Source organism: Bacillus sp. JZ109 (genome assembly GCF_053903135.1).
Window position 1 is genome coordinate 3,601,538 of record NZ_CP096388.1, and the last position, 20,576, is coordinate 3,622,113.

Below are 20,576 nucleotides of genomic sequence, written 5' to 3' on the forward strand. Positions count from 1 at the left end.
GCCCGTGACATTGTGTCACGGGTGATCGGTTATTGATTAAGTTTCTTTAAAATGATGGCGTGCAACGGTTCATGGGACTGAATGCCGCACACCTCTTGAAGTACGCCGCTGTATCCTTTTTCTTCGATCAGCGCTTGCAGTTCAACCGCTTCAGGGTCACCGGTGAAATCGAAGCGCAGTGCTGCGGCAATTCCTTCCGCCAGTGCATTCGGTTCTTTTATTTTCTTTGCCGGGCCTACAAGCCTATCATTTTCTCCCAGTTTTCTGAGAGGTGACCTCGCTACGCGGGTCACATCGTCCGAAATGAAAGGATTTTCAAAGCGACCGATGATTTTTTTGATATATTGTTCGTGTTCAGTTTGCTTAAAGCCATACGATTTGACGAGATAGTCACCAGTTTCAAGCAGCGCCGAATGAACGACACGGCGGATTTCCGGATGATCGATTGCTTCTTTGACCGTCTTGAGTCCGCGCTGATAGCCGACATACGCTGTCACCGCGTGTCCGGTATTGACCGTAAACAGCTTCCGTTCGATGTACGGCGTTAAATCATCAACAAACAGTGCGCCGTTTATGACTGGTGTTTTCCCTTTAAAGCCTGATTCATCAATGACCCATTCGAAAAATGGTTCAACCGATACTTTCAGCGGGTCTTCATGATGCTGAATCGGGACGATCCGGTCAACGGCAGAATTCGGAAAACCTACCGTTTCACTGACGGATTTCTGCTCTGCTTCCGTTAAATGGCTGTATATCTCTTTCTTTAAGAAGCTGCTTCCGCCAATCATATTTTCGCAGGCAATGATATTCAGTGTGTTTGCAGTGTTTCTCCGTCTTAAACCTTCTGCGATAGATGGAGCAATCAGCTTCAGCACATTCGGGCCGACAGCTGTTGTGATGAGCGCCGCCTCATTCATCAGCCGGTACAGCTCTTCGGTCTGACTGCCGCTGTTAATCGCGCTGACCGGGCCAATGACCTCTGATGAACGTCCCTCTTCTGCCAGTTCTACTGTGTATTCTTTTTTTTCGTTGAGGAGGCTGACCATCGTGTCGTTTACATCCGCAAACACCACATCATAGCCGGAGTGGTGAAGCAGCGCGCCGATAAACCCTCTCCCAATATTCCCCGCACCGAAATGTAAGGCGATCATGTCAGTTCACCTCGTTGAAAATGGCGATCAAATCTTCTTCGCTTTTAGCGGAGATCAGGCGTTCAATATTTTCTTCTTCTGAGCAGATAATGGCGATATTAGACAAAATGTCTAAATGCTCATTATTTTTACCCGCAATGCCGAATACCACTTTTGCCGTGTTTCCTTCTCCGTACTCAACGCCCTCTGGAATTTGTATGATTGAAATTCCAGAGTGAAGCACCTCGCTTTTCGCTTCTTCTGTGCCGTGTGGAATGGCAATGAAATTCCCCATAAACGTAGAAGACGTTTCTTCACGTTCAAACATTTTGCTAATGTAATCCTCTGTCACGTAGCCGTTGTCAATCAGCGTCTGGCCTGCCAATTTGATGGCCTCTTCTTTTGATGATACCGTTTGATTGAGTTTAATATTTTCCTTTGCGAGTACTTGCATGAGTATCACTCTCTTTCTATAAGATTACTTTTTCAGCTTTTCAATCAGCTCGTCGTATTTCGGGCTGTTTAAGAAGTTATCCACTGATATGTGCGTCGCGTTCGGCAGCTTTGCTTTCGCGCGGTCTGTTAAATCTTTGTGGGTGATGACAACATCCGCATCGCTTGGCAGATTGTTAATGGCCGTGTTGGTCACACTGATGTCAAGCTCCGCTTTTTTCACTTTGTTTCTTAAGATGGATGCCCCCATGGCACTTGATCCCATTCCCGCATCACACGCAAAGATAATTTTGTTCACGCTTTCAGGAGACAGCTCAGACGCTTCTTCTGCTTTGGCTTGTTCCGCCTCTAAAGCAGCTGCTGCTTGGCTTTTCTTCCCCTTCATGGACTGCATTTTTTCTGTTGCGGCAGCCAGGTCTTCTTCACTAGCTTTTGAGGATTTCAGGATCACTGCTGAAACGATGAACGATACAGCTGCAGCGACCAATACACCCGCCAATACGCCGAAATAGCCTCCTCTTGGCGTCATTGCCATCAATGCGATAATGCTTCCCGGTGACGCTGCCGCGACAAGTCCGGCATTAAAGATCGTAAACGTTAAGAGTCCGCTTGCTCCGCCGGCAATGGCTGCAAGAATCAGGGCCGGTTTCATCAAAATGTACGGGAAGTAAATCTCGTGAATCCCTCCGAAGAAATGGATGATCGCCGCACCGGGAGCCGTTGATTTTGAAGATCCTTTGCCAAAGAACATGTACGCCAGCAAAATGCCGAGCCCCGGTCCAGGGTTTGCTTCTACTAAAAACAGAATTGATTTTCCTGTTTGGGATGCTTGCTCGATTCCGATCGGGCTTAAGATTCCATGGTTGATGGCGTTGTTGAGGAACAACACTTTCGCCGGTTCTACAAAAACACTGGCTACGGGCAGTAAATTAGCGTGTACAATGACTTCCACACCAGCCGCCAGCAATTTATTTAGCGTCAGGACAACCGGGCCGATGGCGTAAAACGCGAGAATCGTTAAAGCCGCGCCGACAATCCCTGCCGTAAAGTTGTTGATCAGCATTTCAAAGCCTTGCTTGACTTTATCCTTGAATAATTTATCAGTCTGTTTAATGAGGTATCCGCCAAGCGGACCCATAATCATTGCGCCTAAAAACATTGGAATATCCGATCCGACAATCACCCCAATTGCCGCTGTCGCTCCGACAACTCCGCCGCGGTGGTCGTAGATCATTTTTCCGCCTGTATACGCTATCAAAAGCGGCAATAAATACGTAATCATCGGGCTGACCAGCGTGTTCAGCTGTTCATTCGGAAACCATCCTGCCGGAATAAACAGCGCGGTAATGATACCCCACGCGATAAACGCGCCGATATTCGGCATGATCATTCCGCTCAAATAACTCCCAAAGCGTTGCACTTTCACTTTCATGCCGCCTTGCTGCTGTTCTTGCTGCTGCATATATAAACCCTCCCTGTTTTGTTTGTCGCTGTAAGATAAAAAAATATGTTCAGAGAATGATGCTTCCCTTTGACTCTATGTTAAAACGCTTACAGTCCCTATACAATTGAAAGTAAAGAGGACTTTGGCACATGACTGTGACAATTTTTTAAAAATAAAAAGGCTCCTGATATCAGGAGCCTTTTCTCTTTCCTCTATAAATAATGTTGCCGTTTTGAATCACGTACTTTGCGATCATCCGCTCACTCACAATAAAAACGGGATACGCGCACACAAGCGCAAATACAGCCATCGGCACGTGCTGTACAGCTGGCAGCACTGAGCCTGCCGCATTGCGGAGGAGCAGCAAAAGATAAATAAGCAGCACGATGGCCGCTAATGATACCAGCATAATCGGAGCTGAAACTTTATATTCATAAAGCCGTTCCCGGCAGTGGCCGCAGCGAAATTGACAAGGCACATTTGATGATCTGACCATATCGCCTGTCAAAGGTTTGCCGCAGTTCGGGCATGGTGTTCCTTTCATAGGGTATTCCTCACTTTCTATTCCATCTGTCTATTATACCAGAGTCCCTTCTGTTTCGTTTTGTTGCTGTTCAACACATTTTCACATTTTTTATCATCCACTTACTTGTCTCCGTCTCTAAAATCCTCTACGCTTAAATAGATCTTAATGAAGAGGGTGTATGAATGCTTCCGATTAATAGACAGCAACACATACTGAAGTGGCTGAAAGAAGAAGGCTCGCTTAGAATTTCTGACATCAGCGCAAGGTTCGGCGTTTCGGAAATGACGGTATATAGAGATGTCAATCAGCTGGTTCAGTCAAATCAGGTCATAAAAACCGCCGGCGGTATCACGCTCCCCGTCCGAACACCTCAAACAGATCATATGTGCAGCTATTGCTTGAAGCCCGTCAATCAAGCTCATTCGGTTCAGCTGATTACGGTAAACCAAGACATTGAACAGCTATGCTGCGCACATTGCGCGTTTTTGCGTTACGCGGATAAAACGGAAGAGGTTTCACACTTGATTTGCAGAGATTTTCTGTTACAGACAACCGTCAGTGCCGGTTCGGCTTATTTCGTCGTAAATGCTGAATTAAACCTGCACTGCTGCCAGCCGCAGGCCATTCCGTTTGCGACACTTGACCATGCCGAACGATTTCAAAAAGGATTCGGCGGAGCCGTCCGCACTTTCGCCCAAGCACTGGAAGACATGCTTCAAGACCGAAAGAAACGCTGCACCTGCACCAAGAAATAACACAACACATACAGCGGAAGGTGGTGTCTGAGTGATGAAGCGAAACAGATGGTGGATCATCCTTCTGCTTTTTCTTGTTTTCCTGCCGAAAACAAGCTTTGCTCACGCCTATATTGTCAAATCTTCACCTGGGGAAAACAGCGAATTAAAAAGCGCCCCTGCACAGGTGGAAATCGAATTTAATGAACCGGTTGAAGAAGGGTTTCATTACATTAAAGTCTATAATTCAAACGGCGACCGTGTGGATACGGACAAGACTGAAATCAAAAAAGATAATCATCACATCATGACAGTGAAGCTGAAGAAGAATCTGCCTCATGATGTGTACAGAGCGGAATGGAATGCCGTATCCGCGGACGGGCATCCGGTTTCCGGCGTCATCCCGTTCAGTATCGGGAAAGCGGATGGCGGATTCAGCAGCCAAAAAGCAGCCGATTCAGCGCTGAATCCGGGAACAGCAGCAGATCGCGCGATTCTGTATACAGCCCTATCTCTGTTTATCGGAACGGTTTTCTTCCATCTTTTCTGGTATAAAGGGAAATCAGAACAGCTCGTCAAACGGACGAGACGTATCCTGACCGGCTCGATCGCAGCACTGGGGCTGGCGCTTTTGCTTCAGCTTCCGATTCAGACAAAAGCGAACACAGGCGGCGGCTGGGGCAGCGCATTCCAGCCGGGCTACATCAGAGAAACACTGTTTGAGACAGCAGGCGGCTCCATTTGGATCATACAGGCCGCGCTGTTCGTGCTGCTCGCACTGTCTGTCATCCCTGCGATACGGAAAAACCGCTTTTCATCCTTTGGCTATTGGACAGCGCCGCTCATTTTCTTTTTCGGTCTCCTGCTTGCCAAGGCGTTTACCGGGCATGCTGCTGTCGTTGAAGAAAAAACGGTCGGCATTTTGATGGATTTCCTTCATTTAACTTCCGCTTCCATCTGGGTCGGCGGAATAGCGGCACTCGTTTTGCTGCTCTCAAAAGAATGGAGGCAGCCTGACAAAACGCTCGCGTGGGAGACGGTCAGACGGTTCTCTCCCTGGGCGCTCACTGCAGTCGGCGTCATTTTGTTTTCAGGCTTGCTCAATGGATTTTTCATCATTCGTTCAATGGATTCACTGTTCCATACAGCGTACGGCCAAGCTCTTTTAGTGAAAAGCGGGCTGTTTGTTTTCATGCTGGTCTTAGGTGCGATTCATTTTCTGCTTACCAGAAAGCAGCGCCGCACAGGAATCAGCCGAACGTTGAAAGCGGAGTGGGCAATCGGCATCGCTGTATTGATCACAGCTGCCGTGTTTACAAGCCTGCCAAGCCCGCCTGAGCCAGCGCCGGAACCGTTCTACCAAACCAAAGCGATTGAAAACGGACAAAGCGTTTCTCTCAGCATCAGCCCAAACCAGCCCGGAAAAAATGTTTTTGAGCTGCGTGTCACCGACCATAACGGAGATCCCGTGAAAAACATCCAGCAAATCACGTTAACCGTTTATAAAACAGGCCTGTCAGGCAGCGAAAACAAAAGCACCTTTACATTAAAAGAAAAAACAAAAGGCGTCTTCCAAGATCAAAACCTGTCGATTAATGAAAAAGGAAACTGGAAGATCAAAGTCCACGGCCTGACCGGCGACTTTAACGAAATCAATATCATGTTTACAAAGACCAATTAAGGAGTGTTTACGTTGTTGAAAAAAATCGCATTGACACTATGTCCGGCTATTGTCGGCTCCCTCTTATTCTTTACGGCCCCTGCCAGCGCGCATGTTTCTGTAAAACCGGCTGAGTCTGCTGCAGGCTCTTGGGAAACGTATACAATGAAGGTTCCTTCTGAGAAAAATCTGCCGACAACGAAGGTTGTCCTCAAAATGCCGAAGGATGTTGAATTCCAGCAATATGAGCCAATTCCGGGCTGGAAGGTTTCCACTCAAAAACATGATGACAAATCAGTGTCCGTGACATGGGAGGCGACTGACGGAGGCATTCAGGAAGGACAGTTCCAGCAGTTTACCTTTGTTGCCAAAAACCCTGACAAAGCGGAGGAAGCTGCTTGGGACGCATACCAATATTACAAAGACGGCAGTATTGTTGAGTGGACAGGTGACGAGGATGCCGATACACCTCATTCCATTACAAACATCACGTCTGCAAAACAAGTGACAGATGAGCACGGCGCCACGAAAACAAAAGACGATTCCGAAAACCCAGGTTCTTCAGCTCTAGACATTACAGCGATTGTGCTGTCTGCGGCTGCCATTATTTTATCTGTAGCAGCGCTTGTTAAGAAAAAGCGTGCATAATAAAAAAAGCGATCCAGATGTCATGTCTGGGTCGCTTTTTTATTTAACCGCGTCCTGCCTGGAATGAAGGATATTGTGTCATGCCGCCGTCCGCGAATAACGTGATGCCTGTGACGTAGCTGGCTTCCTTCGAAGCAAGCCAGGCTGCCACTGCGGCGATCTCCTCCGGTTCGCCGATATATCCCATCGGGATCATGCTTTCTACATCTGCTTTCTGTTTAGGGTCAGCAAATTTTTCAGCATTGATTGGCGTATTGATCGCACCTGGCCCGATATTGTTCACGCGAATGCCCTTCGGCGCGTATTCCAACGCCAATGTTTCTGTCATCAGCTTTATCCCGCCTTTACTTGCCGCGTAGTGAACAAATAACGGCCAAGGAATCACTTCGTGCACACTGGACATGTTGATGACATTTCCCTTGATATCATTTTCCACGAAATATTTAATCGCTTCACGGCTTCCTAAAAAGGCACCCGTTAAGTTTGTGCCGATGACTTTATCCCAATCCTTAAGCGGCATTTCGTGAGATGGCACAGGATTTTCAAGACCAGCATTATTAATCATAATATCAAGTGTGCCGAACTCTTTAATTGCTGTTTGCACGATATTTTTTACATCTTCCTCTTTCGTGACATCTCCTTGGACGACTACAGCTTCACCGCCCGCCTTGATGACCTCTTCTTTTACCTCGTTCGGATCTTGTTTATTACTATAATAGTTGATAACCACTTTTGCCTGCTCCTTGCCGAAGCGAATGGCCATTGCCTTTCCGAGCCCTGAAGCAGCTCCTGTAATAGCGACGACTTTTCCTTTTAAATCCGGATACATATACATCTTCCTCCATTTGTTATGAATTTGTTTTGGCGATTCCCAAGAATATAGCCGCGGCAATAATCAGGATAATTCCGATCGCAATTGCTATAAGCTGGCGTTTCGTTTTCTTTTCACGCAGGATGAAAATACCGCCGAGCGTAGAAATGACAATTCCCATTTGTGAAAGGGAAAAGCTCGTTGCAACGCCGACTCGCGGCTGAGAAATAAACAAAAACATATTTCCGCCTGCCCAGATTAACCCTGGGAGAATATTTCTGATCGCATACTTGTTAAAGGGTTTGTGTCTATAGGTTAAAACTAACCCCCCGACCACCATGCCAATTGCCTGTGGCAGCAGCGCGGACCAGCCGGACACATTGAATAATCTAGCCACGACTACATAAACCAAATAACCAAGAGTCGAAACAAGGAGAATCAAAATGCCCTTTTTCAAATTGCTTGGCTCGCCCTCTTTTTTATCATTCTTATCTTCCAAGGACGTGAGAATGATTCCCACAATGATAAAGATCAAAGCGAGAACGCCAAGCGTAATCGCAATCGGTGTTGACCATTCGCGGAACACGATCACACCGAACAATGAGGTGGAAACGAGCTGCATTCCTGTGGAAATCGGCATTGTTTTCGACACGCCCATCAATTGAATGCTTTTCAGCTGGTTGGCCTGTCCAAGTGACCAAAATAAGCCGGATACGATTCCAACAATAAAAATGCGAAGTGACAGAACGGGCTGAACAAAAAAGTAAATAACGATAGAAACAATGAGTGCCCCGATCGTCGTTCCCAGTGTCTGGCTGTACGGCCCGCCGCCTAATTTCACATTGAAGAGAACAATGCTCCCCCAAAACAAAGCCGGGAGAAGAGCCAATAATAAATCCATTGTTGGGGAACCTTCTTTCAAAATGTATTTGCTGTTATTTTGGCTGGAATTGTTGTGATTATTCGCCGGAACACAAAAAGAGCTGCCGGAAAATCCGGCAGCTCTCAGGAGCGTGCATTTTTTTATAAACCGATGGACAAATATTTTGTTTCAAGGTACGGCTCGATACCTTCTGAACCGCCTTCACGGCCAATGCCGCTTTCTTTCATTCCGCCGAATGGCGCTTGAACCGCTGACGGTCCGCCGTCATTCCAGCCGATAATGCCATACTCTAGATTCTCGGAAATATAGATGCCGCGGCGGTAGTTTTCTGTGAAGAAGTAAGCAGCCAAGCCATACGGTGTATCGTTGGCAAGCTGAATCGCTTCATCAATATCAGAAAACGTGACGATCGGGGCGACCGGACCGAATGTTTCCTCATGCATGATGTTCATGGACGTATCGACATCGGTGAGCACTGTCGGATTCACAAAGTAGCACCCTTTGTCATCGTTTCGGTCATATGTGCCCCCAGCAATAACCTTCGCGCCTTTTTCAACCGCATCATCAATTTGGCTGACGATTTTTTCGAAGCCTCGTTTGTTGATAATCGGGCCGACATTGACGCCTTCCTCAAGTCCATTTCCGACTTTCAGCTTAGACACTTGCTCGCTCAGTTTCGCAGCAAATTCATCTTTAATGGATTCATGAACGATCAGGCGGTTGGCACATACGCAGGTTTGGCCGGCGTTTCGGTATTTGGACGCCATCGCCTGTTCAACAGCAAGGTCAATGTCCGCATCTTCATCTACGATCAGCGGGGCGTGTCCGCCGAGCTCCATTGAGACGTGCTTCACGGTGTCCGCGCTGTTTTTCATAAGGATTTTCCCTACAGGTGTTGAGCCTGTGAACGTGATTTTGCGGATTTTCGGACTGCTTGTGAACACATTTCCGATTTCTTCTCCATCGCCGATTACAACCTGAAGAACATCCTTCGGAATGCCCGCTTCATATGCGAGGCGCGCTAGTTCATAAGCAGACAGCGGTGTGTCCGGCGCCGGCTTGATGATAAATGTACAGCCAGCGGCAAGAGCAGGCGCTGCTTTGCGTGTAATCATCGCATTCGGGAAATTCCAGGGCGTGATAGCAGCAACGGGGCCGACCGGCTGGCGTGTGACAACAATTCGTTTACCCGTTGTCGGGGCCGGGACCGTTCTTCCGTACACACGCTTCGCTTCCTCTGCGAACCATTCGATATAGCCTGCGCCGTAAAGCACTTCGCCAACTGCTTCCTTGTATGGTTTTCCGTTTTCCTTTGTAATTAAATCTGCAAGTTCTTCTTTATGTTCAACAATCAGCTCATACCATTTTTTCAAAAGAGACGCTCTTTCGTTCGCTGATGTTTTAGACCACGTTTTAAACGCTTGATGTGAACGTTCAATGGCTTCTTCTACTTCTTTGGCTGATTGCTGAGGAATCGTTTTGATCTCCTCGCCCGTAGCCGGGTTGTAGACCGTTAATTGATCTGGCATATTGAACATTCCTTTCTTTTCATGATTACTTAAAATGATAGCAGACCCAGCCGTTTTCTTTCCAATGATTAAGCTCGCAGGCCCGCCTCCAAGATGCTGAGCCCTTCATTTAATAGGCTGTCTGAGATGACGAGCGGTGTCAAAAAGCGGATGATATTACCGTTAATTCCCGCTGTCAGCAAAAGTAATCCGTTTTGATTCGCATAGGCCGCGATCGCTGCTGCTTTTGCCTTATCAGGCTCACGCGTGTCAGGATCCTTGACGATTTCGATTGCGGCCATCGCCCCGAGTCTGCGGATGTCACCGATGAACGGGAATTCTTGTTTCCACTCATACGCCTTGTCTTCAATGATTTTGCCAATTTCTTCAGATCGCTCATTCAGTCCTTCTTCTTCGATAATATCCAAGACTGCCAAAGCCGCCGCGCAGCCGAGCGGGCTGCCTGCATACGTGCCGCCCAGCTCCCCTGGCGCTGCCGCATCAAGCATTTCCGCACGCCCAATCACACCGCTTAATGGCAGGCCTGCCGCAAGCGATTTAGAAACCGTGATCAGATCGGGCACTACATCAAAGTGCTCAATTGCGAAATAAGTGCCAGTTCTGGCAAAGCCGGTTTGGATTTCATCAGCAACAAAAACAATGCCGTGTTCTTTGCAGAATGAAGCGACGTGCTGTACGAACCGTTTCGAAGGAATAATAAACCCGCCTTCTCCCTGCACTGGCTCCATCACGACACACGCCACCGTTTCAGGCGCCACTGAAGCGATAAAGAAATCATTGAATGCTTGAATGACCATATCGTCATAGCTTTCATCACTCATGCCGGCCGGCTTCTGATAATAATAAGGGAACGGCGCTTGATAAACCTCTGGCGCAAAAGGCCCGAAACCGAATTTATAAGGTTTTACCTTGCTTGTCATGCTCATCGTCATATTCGTGCGCCCGTGAAACCCGCGTGTAAACGAGACAACGCCTTGGCGCTTTGTATACTTTCTGGCGATTTTCACAGCGTTTTCGACCGCTTCTGCCCCTGAGTTAAGAAAAATCGCTTTTTTCTCATGGCTGCCCGGCGCGATGCCGCACAGTTTTTCGGCTAACTCGATATAAGACGGATACATCATGACATTAAAACCAGGATGAATCAGCTCCTCCGCCTGCCGCTTCACAGCCTCAACCACCTTCGGATGCGAGTGTCCGACATTTAACGTGCCGATGGCGCCTGCAAAATCAATAAATCTCCGTCCATCCAGATCGTACAGCTCGGCCCCTTCTCCTTTGACCGCCAGACTGCGGTTGCCGTTGCTCACACCTTTTGACACAAATTGATCCCGTTTTTGCTGCCATTGTGCAGTTGTGATGCTTGCTGTTGTTTGACTCATGTGAATATCCCCCTGTCGGTATTTTCTTATCATTCTGACTTCTCTTTGGTATGATGAAAAGTACCAATTATAACTTTTTGATGGTATCAGAAGGAGAAACTACAAAATGGATATCACAATTACACTCGATCGTTCAGAGCAAGCCGATTATATCTATCAGCAAATTTATCAAAAGCTGAAAAAAGAAATCCTCAGCCGCAATCTGCTGCCGCACTCGAAGGTTCCCTCCAAGCGGGAGCTGGCTGAAAATCTCAAGGTCAGCGTAAATTCAGTGAATTCAGCCTATCAGCAGCTGCTGGCTGAAGGGTATTTGTACGCCATTGAACGAAAGGGTTTCTTCGTGGAGGAACTAGACATGTTTTCCGCCGAGGAGCACCCTCCATTTGCACTGCCGGATGATCTAAAAGAGATTCACATCGACCAGAGCGATTGGATATCGTTTTCACACATGAGTTCCGATACAGACCATTTTCCGATCAAAAGCTGGTTCCGCTGCGAGCAAAAAGCGGCCTCCCGCTCATACCGCACGCTCGGCGATATGTCACATCCGCAAGGGATATATGAAGTGAGAGCGGCCATTACCAGGCTCATTTCCCTGACGAGGGGTGTAAAATGCAGGCCAGAACAAATGATCATAGGGGCAGGCACACAGGTGCTCATGCAGCTGTTGACTGAGCTTTTACCCAAGGAAGCCGTGTATGCGATGGAGGAGCCTGGCTACAGGCGCATGTATCAGCTTTTGAAGAATGCCGGAAAACAAGTCAAGACGATCATGCTGGATGAAAAGGGCATGTCGATTGCTGAAATCACCAGACAGCAGCCAGATGTGCTGGTGACCACCCCGTCGCATCAGTTTCCGTCCGGAACGATTATGCCTGTATCCAGAAGAATTCAGCTGCTGAACTGGGCAGCCGAGGAGCCGCGCCGATATATCATTGAGGACGATTATGATAGTGAATTCACATATGATGTAGACAGTATTCCGGCGCTGCAAAGCCTCGACCGTTTTCAAAATGTTATCTATATGGGAACCTTTTCAAAGTCCCTTCTCCCCGGCTTGCGGATCAGCTATATGGTGTTGCCGCCTGAGCTGTTGAGGACATACAAACAGCGGGGCTACGATCTGCAGACTTGCTCATCACTTACACAGCTCACCCTGCAGGAATTTATCGAGTCTGGTGAATATCAGAAGCATATAAAAAAAATGAAGCAGCATTATAAAGAAAAGAGAGAACTCCTGATCACCGCTTTAGAAGCAGAGTTCAGCGGAGAGGTTACCGTAAAAGGGGCAAATGCGGGGCTGCATTTTGTTACCGAATTTGATACCAGGCGCACCGAACAAGACATCCTGTCACATGCTGCCGGGCTGCAGCTTGAAATATTCGGAATGAGCCGATTTAACTTGAAGGAAAACAAGCGGCAAACGGGCAGGCCCGCTCTCATTATCGGCTTTGCACGGCTGAAGGAAGAAGATATTCAGGAGGGTGTGCAGCGGCTTTTCAAAGCGGTTTACGGACATAAAAAAATCCCCGTTACAGGGGATTGATTCACCAGCGGTCCTGGTCTACATTCAGCACGGCTTCAAGCAGGCCCGGAAATGCCTTTTCAAGGTCTTCAGCGCGAAGCGAATAATACCGGCGCTTTCCTTCTATCCGAACTTGAGCGATGCCTGATTCTCTCAAAACTTTAAAATGATGCGACAAAGTCGATTTGGCAACCTGCACATCTGCACAGGTGCTGCACGTTTTTTCTTTTGCTTCAGCTAATTGCTTGACGAGCTCTAAACGAAGCGGATCACTAAGTGCATGAAGAACCTTTGTCAGCTGCAATGTTTCTGTTTCTGGATGGTTTGGAATGTTCATGACACAAATGTATCACACAACAATTAGAATGACAATTTTACTATATAAGGGTTTTTCCTTTACCTCATTTAGAATACATGTTACATTTAGTTCGATGAAATTCGAACAATAAATTCGCATAACAACGGAGGAGATTTAAATGATCGTATTACAAGCTTACATCAAAGTAAAACCAGAAAAACGCGAGGAATTTTTGAGCGAGGCTCAATCACTTGTTCAGCATTCAAGAGCTGAGGAAGGCAACGCGCAATACGACCTATTCGAAAAAGTAGGCGAAGAAAATACATTTGTCATGCTTGAAAAATGGAAAGATGAAGCGGCAATGAAATTCCATAACGAAACTGCGCATTTCCAAGGGTTTGTCGCAAAAGGAAAAGAACTGCTGAGCGCTCCTCTTGATGTTGTCCGCACAGAGCTTAGCGAGTAAAGGAAGGGTGTCTCATATGAATGAAGTGATTAAATCTTTAACAGACCACCGCTCGATTCGCAGCTACACAGATGAGCCTGTAGCTCAGGAGCAATTGGACCAAATCATTGAAGCGGTGCAATCAGCCCCTTCTTCTATCAACGGACAGCAAGTGACTGTGATCACAGTCCAGGATAAAGAGCGCAAAAAGAAAATCTCCGAGCTGGCAGGCGGCCAGCCATGGATCGATCAAGCTCCTGTTTTCCTGCTGTTCTGCGCAGATTTCAACCGGGCCAAAATTGCGCTTGAAGATCTGCATGATTTCAAAATGGAAATCACAAATGGATTGGAATCTGTTCTTGTCGGCGCAGTAGACGCTGGTATTGCACTCGGCACAGCAACAGCAGCGGCCGAGTCACTCGGACTTGGCACAGTTCCGATCGGTGCAGTTCGCGGAAACCCTCAAGAGCTGATCGAACTGCTTGAGCTTCCAAAATACGTGTTCCCTTTATCCGGCCTTGTCATTGGGCATCCTGCCGACCGTTCAGCGAAAAAACCGCGCTTGCCGCAGGAAGCTGTCAATCATCAGGAAACTTATTTGAATCAGGATGAGCTGACGTCTCACATTCAGGCATACGACAAACAGATGTCTGAATACATGAATAAACGGACAAACGGAAAAGAAACAAGAAACTGGTCACAGAGCATCGCTTCCTACTATGAGCGCCTGTACTATCCGCACATCCGTGAAATGCTTGAAAAACAAGGATTTAAAGTTGAAAAATAAGCTCTTATTCGGCCTGTCGGATTTTCCGGCAGGCCTTTCATTTACCCGGTTAAAATCCATTGACTTCTATTTTGTTTATTTGGTAAAATTTTTTCATAGTTACTCATTGGTTTTCTGTGAACCAATGGGTTTTCTAATGTTCAAGAAAGAAGGAAGCCATGAGATGCTTGATAAAAAAACAGATATCTTGTTAGCCGCGCGAAAGCTTTTTTCGGAAAAGGATTTTACGTCGGTTTCCATGCAGGCGATCGCAGAAGAATGTAAGATGTCAAAAGCTTCGATATATAAGCTGTTCCAATCTAAAGAAGATCTGCTTTTGGAGCTGCTGTCATTTAACCAGAAGCAAATGGTGGCCGCAGCCTCAAGACTTCAGGAAAATACCGCGCTTACACCGGAGGAGCGTTTGACACAAAAGGTCAAAATGGAACTGGAGGGCTTCAGGCGGAACCAGCAGTTTTTCAATATGCTGACCTACGGAAACCCCAAGCTGCACAATGACCGGGTCAAACAGCATATCCATCAGACCAGATCGACGATTATCTGCTGGCACCGCGATTCGCTGATCCAGGCGTATGGAGAAACCATTCTCCCGTTTGTGTGGGATTTGGTTATCATTCTTCACGGCATGATGCGTGAGTTTTTAATGCTGATCAAAATCGAGGAAAAACCGCTTGAGCTTGACCCGATCGCAGAGTTTATCATCAGCACCCTCAATCAGATTATCAAAAACAGGGAAACCCGCCAGTCTCTTCTTCCGCCCGAAGCCATCGAGCTTTATATTCATTCAGCATCCTCCTACAAGCCAAAGGATAAATCAGTCCTATTATCGGAAAGCCTGAAGGAATTACATAAAGGCATCTCTTCCCTGTCCGCCGCGGACTATGACGTAGATGAACTGACATCCGCAGCCGCCATGCTGGAGGAAGAAGCGAAGAAGGAAGAACCCCGCGCTTTTTTACTCAAATCACTGATTGGCTATCTGGAACAAACCGGTGTTTTAACACAGCCCGTTTCCATGTTAAAAACACTGTTAATTACTTAGAGAAAAGAAGGGATATGTATTGAACACAAGTATTGAACAAAAACCTTTTAACCGTTCTGTCATTGTCGGCATTTTGTTAGCCGGAGCGTTTGTGGCGATTTTGAACCAGACATTGTTGATTACCGCACTTCCCCATATCATGAGGGATTTCAATGTCGATGCCAACCAAGCACAATGGCTGACCACATCATTTATGTTAACCAACGGGATTTTAATTCCGATTACCGCGTTTTTAATTGAGAAATTCACAAGCCGGGCGCTGCTCATCACAGCAATGAGCATTTTCACTGCCGGAACAGTCGTCGGAGCGTTCGCGCCGAACTTCCCGGTTCTGCTGACAGCGCGTATCATTCAAGCGGCTGGAGCCGGCATTATGATGCCGCTCATGCAGACTGTATTCCTGACAATCTTTCCGATTGAAAAGCGCGGCCAGGCTATGGGTATGGTCGGATTGGTCATCTCATTCGCGCCTGCGATCGGACCGACTCTTTCCGGATGGGCTGTCGAAGCTTTCTCTTGGAGATCATTGTTTTATATTATTCTTCCGTTTGCTGTGATTGATTTGATTCTTGCCAGCATCCTGATGAAAAACGTGACGACTTTAAGAAAAACACAGATTGATATTTTATCAGTCATCCTTTCAACATTTGGGTTCGGCGGCCTTCTGTACGGCTTCTCAAGCGTCGGCTCTTATGGCTGGTCCAGTTCAACCGTCTTGATTTCACTGCTGGTGGGTGTCATCGCGCTGCTCTTGTTTATCACAAGACAAATGAAGCTTGAAAAACCGATGCTGGAATTCCGCGTCTTCACGTTTGGCGTTTTCAGCTTAACAACACTGCTGGGAACCCTCGTCTTTGCATTATTGATCGGTACGGAAACCATCCTGCCGCTTTATACACAAAATGTCAGAGACGTCACAGCTTTTGATACAGGGCTTATGCTCCTTCCGGGAGCCGTTGTGATGGGCTTTATGTCGCCGATTATCGGCAGAATTTTTGACCGTGTCGGCGGAAGAGGGCTGGCGATTGCCGGTTTCTGCATCATCTTCCTGACATCTCTGCCGTTTATGCAGCTGACTGACCATACGTCACTCGCTTGGATTGTCGTTTTATACACCGTTCGTCTCTTAGGCACCGCCATGATCATGATGCCGGTGACAACAGCCGGAATCAACGCGCTGCCGCGCCACTTGATTCCGCACGGAACTGCGATGAACAACACGATTCGCCAAGTCGGCGGCTCGATCGGAACCGCACTATTGGTTTCCGTGATGAGCAACCAGGCGGCACATGCAGGCACGACAAATGTAAAGCACGCCGCCCTGCACGGCATGAATGCCGCTTTTATTGTGGCTGCCGTCATTGCACTTGTCGGCTTCCTTCTCTCATTCACATTAAAGAAACCTCAGCGCCCTGCCGAACAGCAGCCGGCACGCTGATCAACAAAAAAAGAGCCCCGCTAGCGGAGGCTCTTTTTGGTTTTACTTTTCTAAACCGTCTTTCACTTCTTTGATCATTTGCGCCATAGACTCAAGACCGCCTCCTGATAAGTACCAAGTAGCAGAATCAAGGTAGACGACATGATCATTTTTCACTGCGTTTACATTTTTCACATAATCATTTTCAACGACTTGTTTAGTAGATGATGTTTCACCGATCGCTGTACCGCGGTCAATGACAAACAGGTAATCCGGGTTTGTTTTTGAAATGTACTCGTAAGAAACGCTTTGTCCGTGAGTAGACGCTTTGATGTTTTTATCAGCCGGTGTCACGCCGAACACGTCATGGATCAGGCCGTATCTTGATTTAGGACCGAATGCGCTGATCTTCCCGTCGTTCGCCATGATGACGAGACCGTTTTTGTTAAGCTTTTCAGCCATTTTCTTTACATCTGCGATTGAATGATCGATTTTTGCGAGTTCATCCTTCACTTCATCTTCTTTATCGAAGATCTTACCGATTGTTTCTGCGTCAGACTTAAATGATTCCATATACTTCGCTGTGTCTACGCCAAGGTAAATCGTCGGCGCAATTTTAGAGAATTCTTTGTAAGACTCAGATTGTCTTCCTGAGATAATGATCAAGTCAGGGTCTAAATCTGCCACTTTCTCGAAGTCTGGCTCTTTTAAGCTTCCGACGTCAGCATATTTGTCATCCTTGAATTTGGACAGATATTTAGGAAGGGCTTGTTTCGGCAGTCCCGCTACTTTATCATCAAGTCCAAGTTTATCTAATGTATCTAAGCTTCCAAAGTCAAATACGACAACTTTTTTAGGGCTCTTCGGTACTTTTGTTCCGTTTTTGTCCAGCTGGTGTTTCACCGTGATTTGTTCTTCCTTAGAATCAGAACCTTTGCTGCTTGTACTTTGGTTTCCGCATGCAGAAATCACAACTGCCGTCACCAAAGCGATGAATAGTAATGCGAACTTTTTCATGCTCTTCACCTCTTCTATATATTAAGAAAAATAGACACCTATTCTTTGATTATCAATCGTCTGAATCGGGATGGTCATATCGTAGATTTCCTCAAGCACTGATGTTTCTATCATTTCTTCAGGTGGTCCTTCTTTTACGATTCGGCCGTTTTTCAAAGCGACGATATGGTCAGAATAGACTGAAGCAAAATTGATATCGTGAATAACGATGACGATCGTTTTTCCAAGCTCCTCTACCAGCCGTTTCAGCAGTTTCATAATTTCAACTGAGTGTTTCATATCCAGATTGTTCAGCGGCTCATCCAGAAAAATATAATCTGTGTCCTGGGCAATGACCATGGCGATAAATGCCCTTTGGCACTGTCCGCCGCTCAGCTGATCCAAGTATTTGTCTTGAATGTCTTCCAGCTTCATATAGCTGAGCGCCTGGTTAATATGAACCCAGTCTTCCTCTGTCAGCCGGCCCTGTGAGTACGGAAACCTGCCAAAACTGACGAGGTCTTTGATCGTGAGCCTGATATTAATTTGGTTCGCCTGCTTCAAAATGCTCATTTTCTTGGCAAGCTCTTTGCTGTCACATGCTCCAATCTCTTGTCCGTCTATGTAAATCTCGCCGGAATCCTTTTTGATCAGGCGGCTCATGATAGACAGCAGCGTACTTTTGCCGGCGCCGTTAGGACCGATAAACGAGGTGATTTTGCCCTTTTGAATAGTGACTGACGTCTCTTCAAGAACAACTTTCCCGCCATATTGTTTGCTTACATTTCTGACCTCTACCATGATTTATTCTCCTTTAACAGCAAGTAGATAAAATAAATCCCGCCGGCAAAATTAATAATGACGCTCAGCGTCGTTGAGAAGGTAAACACTTTCTCAACCACAAACTGCCCTCCGACCAGCGCAATGATGCTGATGAAAACGGAGCCTGCGATTAAGTATGAATGCTTATATGTTTTCAGGAATTCTCTCGCCAGGTTGACGACCAGAAGGCCTAAAAACATAATCGGCCCGACTAGCGCTGTTGAAACAGAAACCAAAATCGCAACCACGATCAGCATCTGCTTCACCACTTTGTCGTAGTCAATGCCCAAATTCACGGCGTGCTCGCGTCCGAGCGACAGCACATCGAAAAATTTTGTAAAACGCCAGACATAAACGCCTGTCAGCAGGAAGATGATGAACGCGAGCCATAACAAATCCGTATTGATATTGTTAAAGCTGGCAAACATCTTGTCCTGCACAACTTGGAACTCGTTCGGATCAATCAGCATCTGCATAAAAGAAGACAGGCTGCTGAACAGCGTGCCAAACACGATTCCGATAAGCAGAAGGAAAAAGATATTTCTCCCCTCACCCTTGAACATGATCTGATACAAAACAAGAGAAAACAGTATCATCAGCAGAACAGAGATGATAAAGTTGATGTTTTTATTCATGATGACCATATTCGCAGAACCGAACAAAAAGATAATGCCAGTCTGAATCAGCATGTAGAGAGAATCAAGGCCCAAAATGCTCGGCGTCAGGATGCGGTTGTTCGTAATCGTTTGAAAGATCATGGTCGAAAACGCAATCGCTCCCCCGGTCAGCACAATGGCTGAGACCTTTTTGATTCGTCTCGGCAGGGTGTAATCCCAATTGCCTAAGTCATAAAACAGAAACAAGCCGATACATACAATGGCTAAAACAACGAGCAAAGCTATTTTCATCTGGTTACGCATAGGCTTTTCTCCTTAACAGCATAAACAGGAAAATGCCGCTGCCGATGATTCCGACCATCAGGCCAATCGAGATTTCATAAGGGAAGATAATGATTCTGCCCAGTATATCGCAAAACAGCACAAACACCGCTCCCAACAGCGCAGTATGCGGCAGGCTGCTCTTCAGATTGTCTCCTCTGTAAATCGATACAATATTCGGGATGATTAAACCGAGAAACGGCAGCATACCGACAGTCAAAATAACAAGGGACGTGATCAGGGACACGATAATGAGCCCGATGTTCACAACCCGTTTGTACTTCAGGCCGAGGTTGACAGAAAAGCTTTCACCCATACCGGCCAATGTGAATTTATCCGCATACACATAGGCAATGATCACGAGCGGAATACTCAGATAAAGAAGCTCGTATCTTCCTTTCACGACTAAAGAGAAGTCTCCCTGCAGCCATGATGACACATTCTGGATCAAGTCATATTTATATGCGATAAATGTCGCGATTGAACTGACGATATTCCCGAGCATTAAACCGACAAGCGGAATAAAGATGGTATCGTTAAACTTGATTCTTTCAAGGATTTTCATAAACAGAAAATTTCCTGCAAGGGCAAAGACAAACGCGACCAGCATTTTGATTAAAGGACTGGCGGATGTAAACAGCAGCAAGGAAATTAAAATGCCGAGCCTCGCCCAATCCATCGTGCCCGCCGTCGTCGGTGACACGAATTTGTTTCTGCTGATCTGCTGCATAATCAAACCGCAGATGCTCATGCTTAATCCCGCGATGACAATGCTGATCAATCGCGGCAAACGGCTTGCAAACAGCGTTGACGCCTCTTGTTTGCTTAAATCGAAGAGATCAAGCGGCGACAGATCTTCTACACCGATAAATACAGATGTGACTGCTAATATGATAAGTAGAATAAATAAGTAACGTAGCTTCATGCTGCCTCCTTACATCCTTACAGCAAAAAGAACGTATCTCCTACTCCGCAAGGACTCAAAACAATATGGCCATATAGTAATTGATTATCATTATCATTTACATATTACCATTTTTCTAGGGTTAGTCAATATTCTTTAAAAATATTAACCTAGTCATTTATCCATTTTACTAATCATTCTAACC

Annotated in this window: 21 protein-coding genes; 8 read left to right on the forward strand and 13 right to left on the reverse strand. The window is 46.6% G+C overall.

All coding sequences use genetic code 11. The features are described 5' to 3' along the window. Window positions 1-29 precede the first annotated feature (29 nt). The 4 genes from M1D94_RS19020 to M1D94_RS19035 all read right to left on the reverse strand — a co-directional run bounded on the left by M1D94_RS19020 (window position 30) and on the right by M1D94_RS19035 (window position 3,571). The gene (locus tag M1D94_RS19020) at window positions 30-1,151 is read right to left on the reverse strand and encodes a mannitol-1-phosphate 5-dehydrogenase (RefSeq protein ID WP_163190376.1); all 1,122 of its coding nucleotides are present in this window, start codon (window positions 1,149-1,151) and stop codon (window positions 30-32) included. Window position 1,152: 1 nt separating this feature from the next. Then, entirely contained in the window at window positions 1,153-1,584 is a 432-nt protein-coding gene (locus tag M1D94_RS19025) for a PTS sugar transporter subunit IIA (RefSeq protein WP_003246714.1), read from the reverse strand. 24 nt (window positions 1,585-1,608) lie between these two features. Next, complete coding sequence (locus M1D94_RS19030) at window positions 1,609-3,045, reverse strand: PTS mannitol transporter subunit IICB (protein WP_041850702.1); 1,437 nt, start codon at window positions 3,043-3,045, stop codon at window positions 1,609-1,611. Window positions 3,046-3,217: 172 nt separating this feature from the next. After that, the gene (locus M1D94_RS19035; protein ID WP_072173985.1) at window positions 3,218-3,571 is read right to left on the reverse strand and encodes a hypothetical protein; all 354 of its coding nucleotides are present in this window, start codon (window positions 3,569-3,571) and stop codon (window positions 3,218-3,220) included. A gap of 164 nt (window positions 3,572-3,735) precedes the next feature. Between M1D94_RS19035 and ycnK the strand changes: the two genes are divergently transcribed. Genes ycnK through M1D94_RS19050 form a run of 3 tightly spaced genes read left to right on the forward strand, consistent with a single transcriptional unit; the run spans window position 3,736 to window position 6,595 of the window. Then, the gene (gene ycnK, locus M1D94_RS19040; RefSeq protein WP_070548562.1) at window positions 3,736-4,308 is read left to right on the forward strand and encodes a copper uptake transcriptional regulator YcnK; all 573 of its coding nucleotides are present in this window, start codon (window positions 3,736-3,738) and stop codon (window positions 4,306-4,308) included. 34 nt (window positions 4,309-4,342) lie between these two features. After that, window positions 4,343-5,968 carry a copper transporter YcnJ gene (gene ycnJ, locus M1D94_RS19045; protein ID WP_456270521.1) on the forward strand — a complete coding sequence of 542 codons (1,626 nt, stop codon included), beginning with the start codon at window positions 4,343-4,345 and terminating at the stop codon, window positions 5,966-5,968. Between the two features lie 12 nt (window positions 5,969-5,980). Next, window positions 5,981-6,595, forward strand: coding sequence for a YcnI family copper-binding membrane protein (locus M1D94_RS19050; RefSeq protein WP_021481748.1), 615 nt, complete (start codon window positions 5,981-5,983; stop codon window positions 6,593-6,595). A gap of 43 nt (window positions 6,596-6,638) precedes the next feature. Here the strand turns inward: M1D94_RS19050 and gdh are convergent, their stop codons facing one another. From gdh to gabT, 4 genes are all read right to left on the reverse strand, one after another. Beyond that, complete coding sequence (gdh, locus tag M1D94_RS19055; protein ID WP_003246720.1) at window positions 6,639-7,424, reverse strand: glucose 1-dehydrogenase; 786 nt, start codon at window positions 7,422-7,424, stop codon at window positions 6,639-6,641. A 19-nt stretch (window positions 7,425-7,443) separates the two neighbouring features. Further along, on the reverse strand, window positions 7,444-8,307 hold the full coding sequence (gene glcU, locus M1D94_RS19060) for a glucose uptake protein GlcU (protein ID WP_282627557.1): 864 nt from the start codon (window positions 8,305-8,307) through the stop codon (window positions 7,444-7,446). Window positions 8,308-8,429: 122 nt separating this feature from the next. Then, window positions 8,430-9,818: a succinate-semialdehyde dehydrogenase gene (gene gabD / locus M1D94_RS19065; RefSeq protein WP_014475814.1), complete on the reverse strand. Its 1,389-nt coding sequence runs from the start codon at window positions 9,816-9,818 to the stop codon at window positions 8,430-8,432. 68 nt (window positions 9,819-9,886) lie between these two features. Then, window positions 9,887-11,197, reverse strand: coding sequence for a 4-aminobutyrate--2-oxoglutarate transaminase (gene gabT / locus M1D94_RS19070; RefSeq protein WP_120027776.1), 1,311 nt, complete (start codon window positions 11,195-11,197; stop codon window positions 9,887-9,889). A gap of 106 nt (window positions 11,198-11,303) precedes the next feature. Here gabT and gabR point away from each other — a divergent pair, with 106 nt between their 5' ends. Further along, window positions 11,304-12,743 carry a MocR-like transcriptional regulator GabR gene (gabR, locus tag M1D94_RS19075; RefSeq protein ID WP_456270310.1) on the forward strand — a complete coding sequence of 480 codons (1,440 nt, stop codon included), beginning with the start codon at window positions 11,304-11,306 and terminating at the stop codon, window positions 12,741-12,743. Between the two features lies 1 nt (window position 12,744). Here the strand turns inward: gabR and M1D94_RS19080 are convergent, their stop codons facing one another. Continuing rightward, the gene (locus M1D94_RS19080; RefSeq protein WP_003234476.1) at window positions 12,745-13,059 is read right to left on the reverse strand and encodes an ArsR/SmtB family transcription factor; all 315 of its coding nucleotides are present in this window, start codon (window positions 13,057-13,059) and stop codon (window positions 12,745-12,747) included. A gap of 139 nt (window positions 13,060-13,198) precedes the next feature. On the opposite strand from M1D94_RS19080, the gene M1D94_RS19085 reads away from it, so the two are divergent. From M1D94_RS19085 to M1D94_RS19100, 4 genes are all read left to right on the forward strand, one after another. After that, on the forward strand, window positions 13,199-13,486 hold the full coding sequence (locus M1D94_RS19085; RefSeq protein WP_003234477.1) for a putative quinol monooxygenase: 288 nt from the start codon (window positions 13,199-13,201) through the stop codon (window positions 13,484-13,486). 16 nt (window positions 13,487-13,502) lie between these two features. Beyond that, a complete protein-coding gene (gene nfsA / locus M1D94_RS19090; RefSeq protein WP_032726528.1) occupies window positions 13,503-14,252 on the forward strand; it encodes an oxygen-insensitive NADPH nitroreductase in 750 nt (249 codons plus the stop codon). 163 nt (window positions 14,253-14,415) lie between these two features. Then, window positions 14,416-15,294, forward strand: a complete 879-nt coding sequence (locus M1D94_RS19095) for a TetR/AcrR family transcriptional regulator (protein ID WP_003246592.1) — start codon at window positions 14,416-14,418, stop codon at window positions 15,292-15,294. A gap of 19 nt (window positions 15,295-15,313) precedes the next feature. Next, complete coding sequence (locus M1D94_RS19100; protein ID WP_014478836.1) at window positions 15,314-16,732, forward strand: MDR family MFS transporter; 1,419 nt, start codon at window positions 15,314-15,316, stop codon at window positions 16,730-16,732. 42 nt (window positions 16,733-16,774) lie between these two features. On the opposite strand, the gene yclQ is transcribed toward M1D94_RS19100, so the two are convergent. From yclQ to yclN, 4 genes are read right to left on the reverse strand one after another with little or no spacing between them, the layout of a single operon-like run. Further along, window positions 16,775-17,728 (reverse strand): petrobactin ABC transporter substrate-binding protein YclQ, encoded by a 954-nt coding sequence (yclQ, locus tag M1D94_RS19105; RefSeq protein ID WP_424935130.1) that lies wholly within the window; start codon window positions 17,726-17,728, stop codon window positions 16,775-16,777. 21 nt (window positions 17,729-17,749) lie between these two features. Next, the gene (yclP, locus tag M1D94_RS19110) at window positions 17,750-18,508 is read right to left on the reverse strand and encodes a petrobactin ABC transporter ATP-binding protein YclP (protein WP_014475806.1); all 759 of its coding nucleotides are present in this window, start codon (window positions 18,506-18,508) and stop codon (window positions 17,750-17,752) included. After that, window positions 18,502-19,449: a petrobactin ABC transporter permease YclO gene (yclO, locus tag M1D94_RS19115; RefSeq protein WP_125121454.1), complete on the reverse strand. Its 948-nt coding sequence runs from the start codon at window positions 19,447-19,449 to the stop codon at window positions 18,502-18,504. Before yclO ends, yclP begins: the two co-directional genes overlap by 7 nt. Next, window positions 19,442-20,392, reverse strand: coding sequence for a petrobactin ABC transporter permease YclN (gene yclN, locus M1D94_RS19120; RefSeq protein ID WP_014475804.1), 951 nt, complete (start codon window positions 20,390-20,392; stop codon window positions 19,442-19,444). The genes yclO and yclN overlap by 8 nt, the downstream gene beginning before the upstream one ends. Window positions 20,393-20,576 lie beyond the last annotated feature (184 nt).

Excerpts from the sequence above, each read along its gene's own strand:
- M1D94_RS19020 (WP_163190376.1), bottom strand. The coding sequence starts at position 1,151 with ATGATCGCCTTACATTTCGGTGCGGGGAATATTGGGAGAGGGTTTATC.
- M1D94_RS19025 (WP_003246714.1), bottom strand. The coding sequence starts at position 1,584 with ATGCAAGTACTCGCAAAGGAAAATATTAAACTCAATCAAACGGTATCA.
- M1D94_RS19030 (WP_041850702.1), bottom strand. The coding sequence starts at position 3,045 with ATGCAGCAGCAAGAACAGCAGCAAGGCGGCATGAAAGTGAAAGTGCAA.
- M1D94_RS19035 (WP_072173985.1), bottom strand. The coding sequence starts at position 3,571 with ATGAAAGGAACACCATGCCCGAACTGCGGCAAACCTTTGACAGGCGAT.
- ycnK (WP_070548562.1), top strand. The coding sequence starts at position 3,736 with ATGCTTCCGATTAATAGACAGCAACACATACTGAAGTGGCTGAAAGAA.
- ycnJ (WP_456270521.1), top strand. The coding sequence starts at position 4,343 with ATGAAGCGAAACAGATGGTGGATCATCCTTCTGCTTTTTCTTGTTTTC.
- gdh (WP_003246720.1), bottom strand. The coding sequence starts at position 7,424 with ATGTATCCGGATTTAAAAGGAAAAGTCGTCGCTATTACAGGAGCTGCT.
- glcU (WP_282627557.1), bottom strand. The coding sequence starts at position 8,307 with ATGGATTTATTATTGGCTCTTCTCCCGGCTTTGTTTTGGGGGAGCATT.
- gabD (WP_014475814.1), bottom strand. The coding sequence starts at position 9,818 with ATGCCAGATCAATTAACGGTCTACAACCCGGCTACGGGCGAGGAGATC.
- gabT (WP_120027776.1), bottom strand. The coding sequence starts at position 11,197 with ATGAGTCAAACAACAGCAAGCATCACAACTGCACAATGGCAGCAAAAA.
- gabR (WP_456270310.1), top strand. The coding sequence starts at position 11,304 with ATGGATATCACAATTACACTCGATCGTTCAGAGCAAGCCGATTATATC.
- M1D94_RS19080 (WP_003234476.1), bottom strand. The coding sequence starts at position 13,059 with ATGAACATTCCAAACCATCCAGAAACAGAAACATTGCAGCTGACAAAG.
- M1D94_RS19085 (WP_003234477.1), top strand. The coding sequence starts at position 13,199 with ATGATCGTATTACAAGCTTACATCAAAGTAAAACCAGAAAAACGCGAG.
- nfsA (WP_032726528.1), top strand. The coding sequence starts at position 13,503 with ATGAATGAAGTGATTAAATCTTTAACAGACCACCGCTCGATTCGCAGC.
- M1D94_RS19095 (WP_003246592.1), top strand. The coding sequence starts at position 14,416 with ATGCTTGATAAAAAAACAGATATCTTGTTAGCCGCGCGAAAGCTTTTT.
- yclQ (WP_424935130.1), bottom strand. The coding sequence starts at position 17,728 with ATGAAAAAGTTCGCATTACTATTCATCGCTTTGGTGACGGCAGTTGTG.
- yclP (WP_014475806.1), bottom strand. The coding sequence starts at position 18,508 with ATGGTAGAGGTCAGAAATGTAAGCAAACAATATGGCGGGAAAGTTGTT.
- yclO (WP_125121454.1), bottom strand. The coding sequence starts at position 19,449 with ATGCGTAACCAGATGAAAATAGCTTTGCTCGTTGTTTTAGCCATTGTA.
- yclN (WP_014475804.1), bottom strand. The coding sequence starts at position 20,392 with ATGAAGCTACGTTACTTATTTATTCTACTTATCATATTAGCAGTCACA.